Genomic DNA, 13,493 nt, shown 5'->3' on the forward strand with positions numbered 1-13,493 from the left:
TGAACTTCCAATTACCCCCCTCCATTTAAGTTTTCTGCATTTGTATTTATACATAAATAAGAAAAAGAGGAGTCCAGAAACCCCTTTAAAAAACGGGGCGTAACCGAAAAGCCACACGAGTAGGAAAAAAACTTCTGTACTATGAAAAAAGTTGTAGTTCAATTTGACTTTCGTGGAATGACCACGAAGCAGTATGACCAAAGTTGGGTAGAAATCAGAAAAGCAGGCCATACCCATCCAAAAGGATTGATACACCACTTTGGTGCACCCACTTCCAATGGTATGTTGATTGTTGATCTCTGGGAATCAGCAGAGCGTTTTGAAGCATTTGGAAAAACCCTAATGCCCATTTTGGAAAAATTACAAATCCCTAAAACAAAGCCTACCATTCTACCATTGCATTATGAATACAATGGCAATTTGGTTGCGCATTAAAAACTTTTTATGTAGTTACACAGACCAAATAGACCATATTAACTGTAAGAGAAGCATTGACAAGTCAATGCTTCTTCTTTTATAAGCAATTGTATCAAATACTAAATTCCGATCAAGCCATGGCAGCCTCTCCCTTGATACCAGATTCCAGCAGCCCTTTATTTTTGATCAACCAGGATTTAAAGGACATCAAATTAGGATTTAATTCCTTGGTAAAATTTACATCACGGACTTTACAAAAATAATCTTCAAATTCCTTTTTAAATTGGAACATATTTCCAAGATCATCTGCGCCAGGAAACCCCAATTTCCTGTAATCGTCGGCCGGAATATCTTTGAAACCAATTTCAACTCCGAAAATCGTTGTAAAAGCTTCGGCCATTTGCTTCCCGGTGATATGCTCACCGGCAATACCCACGGTTTTATTTTGATACTTTTTACCTCCCCTGAAAATTCCCAAAGCAGATTTACCTATATCTTCAGCGGCAATACCTGGGAGCTTTGCACTACCCATAGGCATTGTAATACGTAATTTACCGTCCATCCCTCTGGTAGGCCCTAAACCAAAATATATAAAATTGTCCCAATAAAACGAAGTTAGCAAGAGCGTGTAGGGAACGCCACTTTGCTCGAAGAAAGTGTTGGATGCTCCTTTGGCATCAAAATGAGGTACTTTGTAACTTCCCATCAAGGTTGGCATGCGTTTGTCCGTCAAAGGAACCCATTTGCGTGTATCTTCCAAAGTAGACCAAATAACATGTTTCAATCCTACCTCCTTGGCCGCCAATGCCATATTCTTTGCCTGTTCCATCTCCTTTTCGGGAGAAAAATGATCCCAGAAAAAGGTGACACAATAGGCCCCGTAAGCCCCTTTAAAAGCTTTAACAATACTATCCTTATCATTCAAATTGGCCAGAACCACCTCAGCTCCCAATTCCTTTAACTCCAGTGCCTTTTTTGAATTAACATCCCGGGTTATTGCCCTTACAGCAAATTCCTTTTTACTATCATTTAAAATTGAGCGTACCAAACCGCCACCTTGGGCTCCAGTAGCCCCTACTACAGCAATAATTTTCTTTTTTTCCATAATAAATAACATTTTAGATTAATCAATTCCATCAAAGTAAATCTTGAAGTAAACCAAAGTCGCTACTTCATTATTATCAGGAAAGGAGATTCCATGACATTACCCATTTCAATTAAAGTATGGAATTTAAACGCCTTTCCACATCTGTGTTTTGCTCATTTTAATTCATATCTAATAAAGGGGGACATTCTGACCATCGTACCCCAATTATTTTTATAATTAGGATTTTAGAAGACTGTTTCTATCTAAATTACTTTAGAGGAGTTAACCATAGAACATGAAACAGAACAACTTTAAATTTAATAAATAACCTTTTGCCATCTAAAATTCCCTAGTTAAGGTTAAGCTAAATTTGTGGGGTTTCATTATAAAATTATTTGTTGCAGGTGGACTTTAGAGAAATGACCAACAGTTTTTTTAGGTAGTAGTTTAGTACGTAAACCATACACGTGGTTAAGCCTTATTTTACTTACCTTTGTAACCATCACTGCCAAAACTAGTACCCATATGAATTTTAAAGAATTAAAGCTAAATAAACATCTCCTGAGAGCGGTTGCGGAAATGAACTATAATGATCCAACCTCAATTCAGGAAATTGCCATCCCATTGGTTTTACAGAAAAATGACATTATTGCGTCCGCCGAAACAGGAACGGGAAAAACAGCCGCTTTTGCCCTACCCATTCTACAAATGTTATTTGACAAACAGGAAACCTCTGAAAAAGGCAAAAAAATCAAGGCCTTAATAATTAGTCCTACACGAGAATTGGCATCGCAAATTCATGAGAGTTTTATAGATTACGGCAAGCATACCCATTTAACCTCAACCGTAATTTACGGTGGAACTAGAATAGAACCACAAATAGCCGCCTTAAGAAAGGGAGTGGATATCTTAGTGGCAACTCCAGGTAGATTATTGGACCTGCACAAACAGGATGTGGTTAATTTGGACTACGTAGAAACTTTAGTATTGGACGAGGCCGATTTAATGCTGGACATGGGATTTATTGATGATGTAAAAAAAATAGAACGACTGTGCCCAAAGGAAAAACAAACCTTGTTGTTTTCTGCTACTATGCCTTTTAAAGTGGTTCAATTAGCAGATACCATTCTGAAAGACCCAAAGAAAGTAGCCGTAACCCCAACATCCTCGGCAGCGGCTACCGTACATCAGCTGTTATATTACACTCCAAAGCCCGATAAAATAGAATTGTGCCTATACCTACTTAGAAATACCATAAAGGGTAATATCCTTATTTTTAGACGTACAAAATTTGGAGTGGATAAATTAGAGAAAACACTCCACAACAATAATTTCAAGGTAGGGAGCTTACATGGCGACAAGTCCCAAGACGAACGACAAGAGGCCCTAGGCAAATTCAAAAAAGGAGAAACGAACATTCTTGTGGCCACTGATGTTGCTGCCCGTGGATTGGATATAGACGATCTGGACGCCGTTATCAACTTTGACCTACCCAATATACCTGAAACCTATGTTCACCGTATAGGAAGAACGGGTAGAGCTGGTAACACTGGAACCTCCTATGCTTTTTGCTCCGCGGATGAAAAAGTATACCTGTCCACTATTCAAAAACTGATGCAGAAGCACATTGAAGTTGTTGAAGAACATCCTTATCCACTTGATCCCAAGGCAAAGCCGGAAGTGCACAAAAAACAAGGTAGTAAACATAAAAAAGGAAGGAAATCGGAAGCATCAAAAAAGAAAAAGAAGCGCTGGTATTGATTGCGAACGTACTAAAGCGATTTGGGGGGCCGAAATCTACAAACGCTTGCCCCCGATTGCCTTAACCATATCATTTTATTACCTTTGTAGAACTAATTTCCTTAAAAGTAATGGACGAAAAGATTATTGCCCCTTCCCTATTGGCAGCCGATTTTGCCAACCTACAGCGAGATATTGAAATGGTAAACCAAAGTGATGCCGATTGGCACCACATAGATATTATGGATGGTGTTTTTGTACCCAACATATCCTTTGGTATGCCAGTCCTCAAGGCAATTGCAACCCATGCAACAAAAACTTTGGACGTACATCTAATGATCGTTGATCCGGATCGCTATATCAAGGCCTTTGCCGAACTGGGCGCCAACAACCTAACGGTACATTACGAAGCCTGTCCTCATTTGCACCGCACACTACAGGCTATAAAAGCCGAAGGCATGGCAGCAGGTGTTGCCCTAAACCCACATACCAATATTAACTTATTGGAAGATACTATAAATGACATTGACCTAGTTTGCGTCATGAGCGTAAATCCTGGATTTGGGGGACAAACGTTTATAGAAAACACCTATGACAAGGTAAGGGCCCTAAAAGAACTTATCATAAGAAAAAGTGCCCATACCCTAATAGAGATCGATGGCGGAGTTACCTCTAAAAATGCCAAGCAACTTATTGATGCCGGGGCTGATGTCTTGGTAGCAGGCAGCTTTGTATTTAAAAGCGATAATCCAACGCAAACCATTAAGGAACTCAAAAATTTAGTAGGATAATGAAGATTTGGGATTTAGTAATTGTTGGAGGGGGCCCTATTGGGATTGCTTGTGGATTGGAAGCCAAAAAAAAGGGATTGACCTACATCATCCTGGAAAAGGGATGTATCGTTAATTCACTTTATAATTATCCCTTAAACATGCAATTCTTCTCATCTTCCGAAAAATTGGAAATTGATGAGATTCCTTTCATCAGCATAGAGGCGAAACCAAAAAGAAATGAGGCACTGGAATATTATAGACGCATAGTTACGTCCAACCATTTAAATATTTCCCTTTTTGAAAAAGTAAATTCAATAAACAAAATTGACGGACTTTTTAACATTGTCTCCGACAAAAGTACTTATCAATCCAACAATGTTATCATCTCAACAGGCTTCTATGATATCCCCAATAGAATGAATGTACCTGGAGAGGATTTAAAAAAAGTGACCCATTATTACAAAGACCCACATTATTACTCCAACCAGAAAGTTGCGGTTATTGGGGCAAGCAATTCATCTGTAGATGCAGCTCTGGAATGCTATAGAAAAGGAGCGGAAGTATCCCTTATTATTCGTGGACAAGAGGTGGGCCAACGTGTTAAATATTGGGTAAGACCAGATATTATAAACAGAATTGAGGAGGGTAGTATAAAAGTCTATTACAATAGTGTGGTAAGTGAAATTACAGAAGACGAAATTATCCTGAATTCCCCCACTGGAACCATAAGCCTAAAAAATGATTATGTGCTGGCTCTAACGGGTTATATGCCCAATTTTAGTTTTTTGGAAAAAATAGGAATCCAATTGACCCAAGATGAGAAAAGACTTCCACAGTACGACCCGGAAACCATGGAAACAAATATTGAGAATTTGTATTTGGCCGGAGTAATATGTGGAGGAATGGAAACCCATAAATGGTTTATAGAAAACTCAAGGGTACATGCTCAAATAATTATTGAGAATATTGTAAAAAATATAAAATCACTTAACAGCAAGTTAAACTAGGGCAACTTGCTGTTAAGTGATGGATTATTTAGACCGTTCCATTTTTTGCAATCTGTCCAAAGCTTCTATATAATAATAATCGGCATAGATCAAGGCCACATCAATTTCTTTGCCCAGCGATTTTGCACCAGTAGAATGCAATAAAAAGGAATCAGCCCTGCCCACACCAGAATATTCCTCGGAACTCAGCGATTCCAACATCTGCATTGCGGCATTGTAATACTTTTCCTGCTCCTTTCTATCTTCTACTAAAGTGCTCAGTTCCAACAGGCCTGAAGCTACTATGGCTGCCGCGGAGGCATCGCGTTCCTCTCTTTCTAAGTTAGGCACATCAAAATCCCAATGAGGTATATAATCTGCCGGAAGTAATTCCAGATATTTATCCGTTAACTTTGTGGCAAAATCCAAGAATTTTTTATCTCCAGTCTCCCTATATACCATAGTGTATCCATAAATACCCCATGCCTGTCCACGTGACCATCGACTGTCATCTGCATAGCCCTGTTTGGTATGTCTGTTCAATACTTTTCCCGAAATGGAATCATATTCAATAACATGCCAAGAAGTATAATCTGGTCTAAAATGATTTTCCATAGTAGTCTCCGCATGTTTTACGGCTATATCATAAAATTCTTGACTACCGCCATTCTTTGCTGCCCAGAACAAAAGTTCTAAATTTAGCATATTGTCGATTATAGTAATATGTTGCTGCCATCGTGGATGCATTACATTGGACCAAGACTTTATAGTTCCTACTTTTGGATTAAACCTACTAGCTAGGGATTCAGCAGATGTTAGAAGAATGTCCCTGTACTCCTTTTTGTCTCCAAACATATATCCATTACCATAGGCCGGGAACATCATAAACCCAATATCGTGGTGTTCATTGATAGTTTTAAAATCTTCAAAAACTTCTGTTCTCTTTATAGCTTCCTCTTTCCACTTTTCGTCCTTAGTAAGGTCGTACATATACCAAAGGATTCCTGGATAAAATCCAGAAGTCCACACCAATCTCCCGTTAGGTATTTCTTTCCATTCTGTTTCATTGGTTTCGATCAGACGTGGATGTTTGGATAGATCGGTAAGTTTAGGAACGGCTTGGTTTAATTGATCTTCACAGTTATTAATTTCCTTTTTTAGATCAAAAGAATTAATGTTCTTGGCTGTATAATTATCTACTTTAATATTTTTGCTTCTGGATAAACTCTGACAACTGGTTAAACAAATAAGTAAGGATACAAGTAATAGTTTCATAGGATATAAATTTTATTTATTTGGATAATTTTTTAGAGGAATCCCGTTCAATTAAGGAAGACTTCAGAATAGTTGTTTTGCCCTTTGTTGATTTCGAAGAACTATTTATTTCTTCCAGTAATAGCTTTGTGGAAATTTGACCTATTTGAAACCCTGGCTGATCAATGGTGGTCAATGAGGGATCTATTATTCCCGAAATAGGCTCATTACTGAATCCCACAATGGCAATATCATCTGGAATTCTTATTCCTTTATTTTTAAAATACTTCATTGCACCTATTGCTGCAATATCATTGGCTGAAAATAGACCATCTATTTTCTGAGGTAAGGAAAGCAAGGTTTTTGCACCTTCCGCACCGTCGAACTCCATTAAACTTGAACGGAGAACTAGCTCTGGTCTATATGGAATATTATGTTTCTCCAAAGCTTTTATATACCCAGCTTGTCTATTCCCGTAAATGGCTAATTCCTGAGGGCCAGAAAAATGACCTATATTTTTACATCCATTTAAAATTAAATGCTCAGTAGCATCAAACCCACCTTGAAAATCATCTATAAGCACACTGCTAATTCCGTCTATATCACAATGCCTATCAAAAAAAAGAAAAGGTGTACGATTATTTTTAATATTCCATAAATGGTCATATTCATTTGTTTCCATCGAAACGGACAGCAACACCCCTGCAACCCTATTGGCCAATAATGTTCCTACAATATCCTGTTCCCGTTTCAACTGCTCCAAAGACTGACAAATAATTACATTATATCCCGCATCAAAGGCCGCCTCCTCTATTCCGGAAATAACCGAAGAAAAAAAGTGTCGAGATATTCTTGGTACTATTACACCAATGGTATTGGTCTTATTTTTACGGAGATTGGACGCCAATAAATTACGTTGATACCCTAATTCATTAGCCTTCGAAAGTATTTTCTCTTTGGTTTTCTGGCTTACCCTTGGACTATTGTTCAGCGCCCTGGAAACGGTAGAGGCGTCAATATTCAGAGCCTTGGCAATATCATGTATAGTTGTTTTATTTTCCATGAATAAAGAGTATCTTAACTCCCACAAATATACAAATCCAAAAATACAATCGATTGTATTTTAATATATTTTTAATATATTTACAATCTAATACCATCAATATTCTAAAATTCCCCACTAATTGATAAACTAATTATTACATATATAGTCATGAAAAACAATTACGAAGTTAGATATGCTTGCTCTCCAAAAGAGACAAAGGAACTAACCACTGAAGGTCTAAGAAAGGAGTTCTTAATTCAGAATTTGATGGAAGTCGATACTATAAATTTAGTATACACGCATTTTGACAGATACATAGTAGGAGGGGCTGTACCTGTTAGCACTTCATTAAAACTAACCACCATAGAGCCATTAAAATCGGATTATTTTTTGGAGAGAAGGGAGATTGGCATTATCAATGTCGGTGGTTCGGGGTCGGTCACCGTTAATGGTGAAAAATATAATTTGGACTATAAAGAAGCCTTGTACGTTGGAAAAGAAAATGTGGATGTAGTATTCAGTAGCGATAGTCCCGAAACCCCTGCCAAATTTTATTTAAACTCTACCCCTGCACATAAAGTTTATCCAACTAAAAAAATTAGCCAAGCAGATGCTGAAATCGTAGAACTTGGCTCCATGGAGACTGCAAATGCCAGAACTATCAGGAAATTGATCGTTAACAGTCTGGTCAAGACCTGCCAGGTTCAAATGGGAATGACCGAATTAAAACCCGGTAGTGTTTGGAATACCATGCCAGCACATGTACACGATAGAAGAATGGAAGTTTATTTCTATTTAGAAGTTCCAGAAGAGCAAGCCGTTTGTCATTTTATGGGACAGCCCCAAGAGACGAGGCATATTTGGATGGCCAATAACGAAGCCGTAATTTCCCCACCATGGTCCATTCACTCCGGTTCAGGAACCAGTAATTATACCTTTATTTGGGGAATGGCCGGTGAAAACTTAGACTACGGAGACATGGACCACTGCAAAATAAAGGACTTAAAATAACTGCAACGAACACACAAATATGTCAATGAATTTATTTGATCTAACTGGAAAAATAGCGCTGATTACAGGTGCTACACATGGATTGGGCAAGGCTATGGCCATTGGATTAGGCCAAGCAGGTGCCACCCTAGTCATAAATGGAGCCTCTTCACAGGAAAAATTAAACAACGCTGTTGCCGATTACAAAGCCTTAGGATTAAAGGCCCATGGCTACCTCTTTGATGTTACCAAAGAAACCCAAGTAATAGAAAATATAGCCAAAATTGAAAATGAAGTTGGACAAATTGATATTTTGGTAAACAATGCTGGAATTATCAAAAGAATTCCCTTAGAAGACATGGAAGTAGCCGATTTCGAAGAAGTCATAAAAGTGGATTTAGTGAGTCCGTTTATTGTATCCAAACATGTTGTAAAGGGAATGATCGCTAGAAAAGAAGGCAAGATTATTAACATTTGTTCCATGATGAGCGAATTGGGCAGAAACACAGTAGGGGCTTATGCTGCTGCCAAAGGTGGCCTAAAAATGTTGACCAGGAATATGGCTACGGAATGGGCCAAACACAACATTCAGGTCAATGGTATTGGACCAGGCTACTTTGCCACTGCACAAACTGCCCCCATCCGTATAGATGGCCATCCCTTCAACGATTTTATAGTAGGAAGAACTCCAGCAGGGAAATGGGGAGACCCGGACGACCTTCAAGGTGCAGCCATTTTCCTAAGTTCCCAGGCCAGTAATTTTGTAAATGGCCAAATTGTTTATGTAGATGGAGGCATTTTGGCCACCATTGGCAAACCCTCCAACGAAAATTAATTAAACAGCCATGAAAGTAATTAATAAAACCGCAATACTCTCCTTTAGCCTCTTGTTCTCCATGGCCTGCTCCCAACAAGAGAAGCCACAGACTATCACCGTAAAAAACAATCTTGACCAAGAGCGGACTTCGGAAACCGTGGAGCTCAACAAGGCCATCTTAAAAATGGAAGAACTATCTAATGCAGGAATTCGAAATATGGAAACCAAGCAACTGGAAATCATCCAAAAAGTAGATAATGATGGAGATGGCACTTTAGATATGATTTTATTTCAACCGAAGGTGGCCCCGAATGGGGAAAGTAAGTTTGAAATCATTAAAGTTGGGGAAGGGGAAAATCCCACAGCGCCAGAATTATGTTATTCCAGATTCGTTCCAGAGCGCACCGATGATTATACCTGGGAAAACAACAAGGTGGCGTTTCGGGTTTACGGCCCTACTGCACAAAAAATGATAGAGGACAAGGTCCCAGGCGGCACACTTTCCAGTGGGGTAGATGCCTGGCTAAAAAAAGTGGACTATCCCATAATAGACAAATGGTATAAAAAAACTCTCGATGGATCGGGCAGTTACCATGAGGATACGGGTGAAGGCCTCGATGATTTTCACGTAGGTCCAAGTCGTGGTGTTGGTGGTATTGCAGCCAAGGTAGACAGCACATACTATTATTCCAAAAACTATACACAGTGGCGGACTATTACCAACGGCCCTATTAGAACTAGCTTTTATTTGGAATATGCAGATTGGGACGCTGATGGCAAAGCCATTAAGGAATCGAGAATTATTAGTTTGGACCTAGGTCAGAATTTATCCAAATTCATTATCACCTTAGACGGTGTAGACCAGATTTTCGCCGGACTTACCCTTCATGAAAAGGATGGTGAAGTAAGTGGGAAGAAGGAAAAAGGATGGGTAAGTTACTGGCAACCTCATGGAGGTTCCGAATTGGGAACTGCTATCATTGCCCCTACCGATACTTTCATAGATTTTGAAAAGCACGATGTGCCAACAAAAGATCTAAGTAACGCCTATGCACATTTAAAGGTGAAGAATAATGTCGTAACCTATTACGCTGGATTTGGATGGATAAAAAGCGGACAATTCAACAATAAACAGGATTGGGAGCAATATCTGGATGCATTTTCCGAACAGATCAACCACCCTTTGGAAGTAATTGTTGCCCCATAAGTCAACTTACTCTTTAAAAGATATTTTGCAATACCTTAATTCATGAAAATGTCTTGAGGTATTGCCTTTTTTTATATAATTCCCATTTTTACGCTTTCCTTCCTAGAAACAACCTCTTCTTATCTTACCCTAGTTTTATATTAGAAAAAGATTTCATAAAGCCAATCGTAATAATCAAAAGTTATCCACTCAAAAAAAAATCTACTATATTAGACAGCTAATGGGCATTTAGCAACTTATTACTATATGTGTAGGCTCTACACAATTTAGAAGAAAGAATGAAATCAAAAGAAATAATTAGAAAAGGTGAAGGTGAAAATTACAATTATTCTCAGGATCACTGCTTTATAAAGCTTTCATCAAGACATACGAACGGTGAACTGTGCATGGTGGAAGACACCTTAAAACCAAAATTCTATTTAAAGCGGCATCATCATAAAATAATGACGGAGATTTTCTATATGTTAGTAGGAGAACTTGAGCTCATTTTCGATGACGAAACAATAATCCTTAGAGAAGGAGATACAATAACAGTTCCTCCAAATGTTTGGCATGAAGCAAAATGTGTTGATGGAGGAAAAATGCTTACTATCTTCAAAAATGGTGAATTTGATATCTTTTTAGAGCAACTCTCAACCATGAACGAAGATGATTTTTCCAATGAAGAATTAATGAAATCTTTCTCTGCAAAATTTGACATTTACGAAGAATAAATTGTGCTAAAATACCATAAAACGAAGTTTGACCAGTTCCTTGTGGTTCATTATACCCTACCTAGAAACCAATGATTAAATTCCTTCAAAAAAAATACCAAAAGAACAACACCATGCATTAAACATAGAGTGATATAGTAAGAACAGAAACCAAATAGTTATAAAATTTTCAAATGGATAGCGTTCCTTTTTGTTTTAGACCTAGGGTTTACCTTGAAAAATTAAAAAAATTATCAAATTGAGATATTACAGAGTAAAAATGATGAACAAATCGATTAAATGTAAAAATATAATATGTCCAATGAGACAAAAATCCTTATTCCTATTTGCCTTTTCATTTTTGTTTGTACTTGTCACTTTTGGACAAGAAAGCAAATCTTACAGTAACGATCGCATACATGTATATTGTAATGAATCCAACGATCTTTTTCAATTATTAAAGTCTAATGGTCAGAATTGTATTCGATACAATGACATTAACAGTGCTCTTGAAAATAGCAAAAAAAATGACGTATTATTGATTTTGGCTAAAAATTACCCTGAGGCCACAACTATGATTCCAAGCAATTTTTTCAAAATTGTTAGTGAAAAGAACTTGAAAACTTATATTGAATTCCCCGACCATTTGGAATCAGGAATTAGTGGGGAAATTAAATCAACTAAAAAGGAACGCTTAGTAGTTACATCAGATTTCTTTGGAGAAGAACTTCCGCCCATGAGTATTTTAGATGCCGGATTATATTTCTATATAGATACTCCAGAAAGGGACAGTCATTTAAAAGGGGCTAGTATTGCAGGTTTCGACAAGGCAGTTTACGGATTGGAAAAAACAAAGAATTCACCCATCCTTTTTGAGGATAGAAATGTGTTGGTTTCAACAACAAAATTGAGCGATTTTAACAAAAGTCGCTATTCCCCATTAACAGCCTGGCAAAGTACTATTCGTGGTATTCTATCCTACTTGTCAATTGAGATGGAAAAGGAAGCCGTAAAATGGGATCCAATTGTAAAACCCAGCTACAATGCTACAGTTCCCCTTCCTGAAAACGCCTATAAATTGGCAGTGGAACGTGGCGCAGAGTGGTACAAGAAAGCTCGTTTTTTAATTCATCCCGATTGGAAAGATCAATGGCAGAGTATCGACACTTTAAAACTACCTGTTGGCCCTCCTATGGACCTAAATCTGCCTTCAGGTGACGGTTCCCTTGGTGTTATGGAAGGACACTACTCATATATTAACTATGATGGAAGCCAGCCCTACCGATACTGGTTGCGCGGTGATTGTGTGGCAGAGACAGCCATGACCTTTGCTATGGCAGATGACATTAAGGAAAATGGGCAGAATGAAAAAATCGCAGAAAACCTAATGGACTTTTTGTACAACACTGACATTTTTAAAACGAGCAGTAGTAAGGACCCTAAGATGTCATCCTATGGTTTGGTTGGCTGGGCAGCAACACAAACCTCAAGATACTATGGTGACGACAATGCCAGAATACTACTCGGCTCCATTCTTTCCTCACAATTGATGGAAAATAATAAATGGAACGTGCAAATTCTCGAATTGATTCTTGCAAACTTTCGGACTTCAGGAAAAAACGGTTTTCGTGGAGGTGCCCTAAATGGCAAAGACATTGATAAAAAAACTTGGCAAACATTGATGCAGGGAAAAATCGATAACATAGCCCCACACTATGAATCTTGGATATGGGCTACCTACCTTTGGCTTTATGACAAAACCGGGTACCAACCATTGTTGGATAAAGCTAAAACTGCCATAGAAATTACAATGAACAATTATCCAAAAAATTGGACATGGACTAACGGTATACAGCAAGAACGCGCCCGAATGATCCTTCCATTGGCATGGTTGGTTAGGATAGAGGATACCGATCAACACAGGGATTGGCTAAATACCATATGTGATGACCTTCTGAAGAGTCAAGTTGAAGCGGGTGCTCTCAGAGAAGAGTTGGGCGAAGGTAGTAAGGGCAGGTATGGTGCACCAAAGTCCAACGAGAGTTATGGTCATGCCGAGGCTCCAGTAATTCACTCCAATGGAGATCCAGTTGCTGATATGTTGTACACCAGTAACTTTGCCTTTTTTGCATTAAATGAAGCTGCACAGGCTACCCAAAATCCTAGATATATTGAAGCCGTAGACAAGCTTGCTGAATTTATGGTACGTATTCAGAGCACTTCTTCTGGACGAGCTGATTTGGATGGTTGCTGGTTCAGGGCTTTCGACTACGAAAACTGGGAATACTACGGTTCAAATGCGGATCATGGTTGGGGAGCCTGGGGCACTCTCACTGGGTGGACACAGAGCTTTATTACAACCACGCTGGCTCTGAAACTAAAAAAAACAAGCTATTGGGATATTACCAAAGATTCTGGTATTGGCGACAATATTGATATCGTTTGGTCAAAGATGCTTCCGGGCATTGAGCATTAATATCAAAAT

Annotated in this window: 12 protein-coding genes; 9 read left to right on the forward strand and 3 right to left on the reverse strand. The window is 38.4% G+C overall.

Going from position 1 to position 13,493, the window contains the following annotated elements:
* Positions 1-141 precede the first annotated feature (141 nt).
* Positions 142-435, forward strand: coding sequence for a hypothetical protein (locus CWD90_RS01675; protein WP_157941144.1), 294 nt, complete (start codon positions 142-144; stop codon positions 433-435).
* A 112-nt stretch (positions 436-547) separates the two neighbouring features.
* On the opposite strand, the gene CWD90_RS01680 is transcribed toward CWD90_RS01675, so the two are convergent.
* A complete protein-coding gene (locus CWD90_RS01680) occupies positions 548-1,522 on the reverse strand; it encodes an NmrA/HSCARG family protein (RefSeq protein WP_103474245.1) in 975 nt (324 codons plus the stop codon).
* 507 nt (positions 1,523-2,029) lie between these two features.
* Between CWD90_RS01680 and CWD90_RS01685 the strand changes: the two genes are divergently transcribed.
* From CWD90_RS01685 to CWD90_RS01695, 3 genes are all read left to right on the forward strand, one after another.
* Positions 2,030-3,265: a DEAD/DEAH box helicase gene (locus CWD90_RS01685; RefSeq protein ID WP_103474176.1), complete on the forward strand. Its 1,236-nt coding sequence runs from the start codon at positions 2,030-2,032 to the stop codon at positions 3,263-3,265.
* 110 nt (positions 3,266-3,375) lie between these two features.
* A complete protein-coding gene (gene rpe / locus CWD90_RS01690; protein ID WP_103474177.1) occupies positions 3,376-4,035 on the forward strand; it encodes a ribulose-phosphate 3-epimerase in 660 nt (219 codons plus the stop codon).
* A complete protein-coding gene (locus CWD90_RS01695; protein ID WP_103474178.1) occupies positions 4,035-5,024 on the forward strand; it encodes a YpdA family putative bacillithiol disulfide reductase in 990 nt (329 codons plus the stop codon). Before rpe ends, CWD90_RS01695 begins: the two co-directional genes overlap by 1 nt.
* 24 nt (positions 5,025-5,048) lie before the next feature.
* On the opposite strand, the gene CWD90_RS01700 is transcribed toward CWD90_RS01695, so the two are convergent.
* Both CWD90_RS01700 and CWD90_RS01705 read right to left on the reverse strand, forming a co-directional pair.
* On the reverse strand, positions 5,049-6,278 hold the full coding sequence (locus tag CWD90_RS01700) for a glycoside hydrolase family 88 protein (protein ID WP_103474179.1): 1,230 nt from the start codon (positions 6,276-6,278) through the stop codon (positions 5,049-5,051).
* Between the two features lie 16 nt (positions 6,279-6,294).
* A complete protein-coding gene (locus tag CWD90_RS01705; RefSeq protein WP_103474180.1) occupies positions 6,295-7,320 on the reverse strand; it encodes a LacI family DNA-binding transcriptional regulator in 1,026 nt (341 codons plus the stop codon).
* Positions 7,321-7,470: 150 nt separating this feature from the next.
* On the opposite strand from CWD90_RS01705, the gene kduI reads away from it, so the two are divergent.
* The 5 genes from kduI (at position 7,471) to CWD90_RS01730 (ending at position 13,484) form a co-directional block, all read left to right on the forward strand.
* Positions 7,471-8,313: a 5-dehydro-4-deoxy-D-glucuronate isomerase gene (kduI, locus tag CWD90_RS01710; RefSeq protein WP_103474181.1), complete on the forward strand. Its 843-nt coding sequence runs from the start codon at positions 7,471-7,473 to the stop codon at positions 8,311-8,313.
* Between the two features lie 19 nt (positions 8,314-8,332).
* Entirely contained in the window at positions 8,333-9,127 is a 795-nt protein-coding gene (locus CWD90_RS01715; RefSeq protein WP_103474182.1) for a gluconate 5-dehydrogenase, read from the forward strand.
* Positions 9,128-9,137: 10 nt separating this feature from the next.
* On the forward strand, positions 9,138-10,316 hold the full coding sequence (locus CWD90_RS01720) for a DUF4861 domain-containing protein (RefSeq protein WP_103474183.1): 1,179 nt from the start codon (positions 9,138-9,140) through the stop codon (positions 10,314-10,316).
* A gap of 278 nt (positions 10,317-10,594) precedes the next feature.
* Positions 10,595-11,029, forward strand: a complete 435-nt coding sequence (locus tag CWD90_RS01725; RefSeq protein ID WP_103474184.1) for a cupin domain-containing protein — start codon at positions 10,595-10,597, stop codon at positions 11,027-11,029.
* A gap of 301 nt (positions 11,030-11,330) precedes the next feature.
* A complete protein-coding gene (locus CWD90_RS01730) occupies positions 11,331-13,484 on the forward strand; it encodes a hypothetical protein (protein ID WP_103474185.1) in 2,154 nt (717 codons plus the stop codon).
* The last annotated feature ends 9 nt before the right edge of the window (positions 13,485-13,493 follow it).

This window comes from Arenibacter catalasegens (assembly GCF_002909235.1).
Taxonomy (GTDB): domain Bacteria; phylum Bacteroidota; class Bacteroidia; order Flavobacteriales; family Flavobacteriaceae; genus Arenibacter; species Arenibacter catalasegens.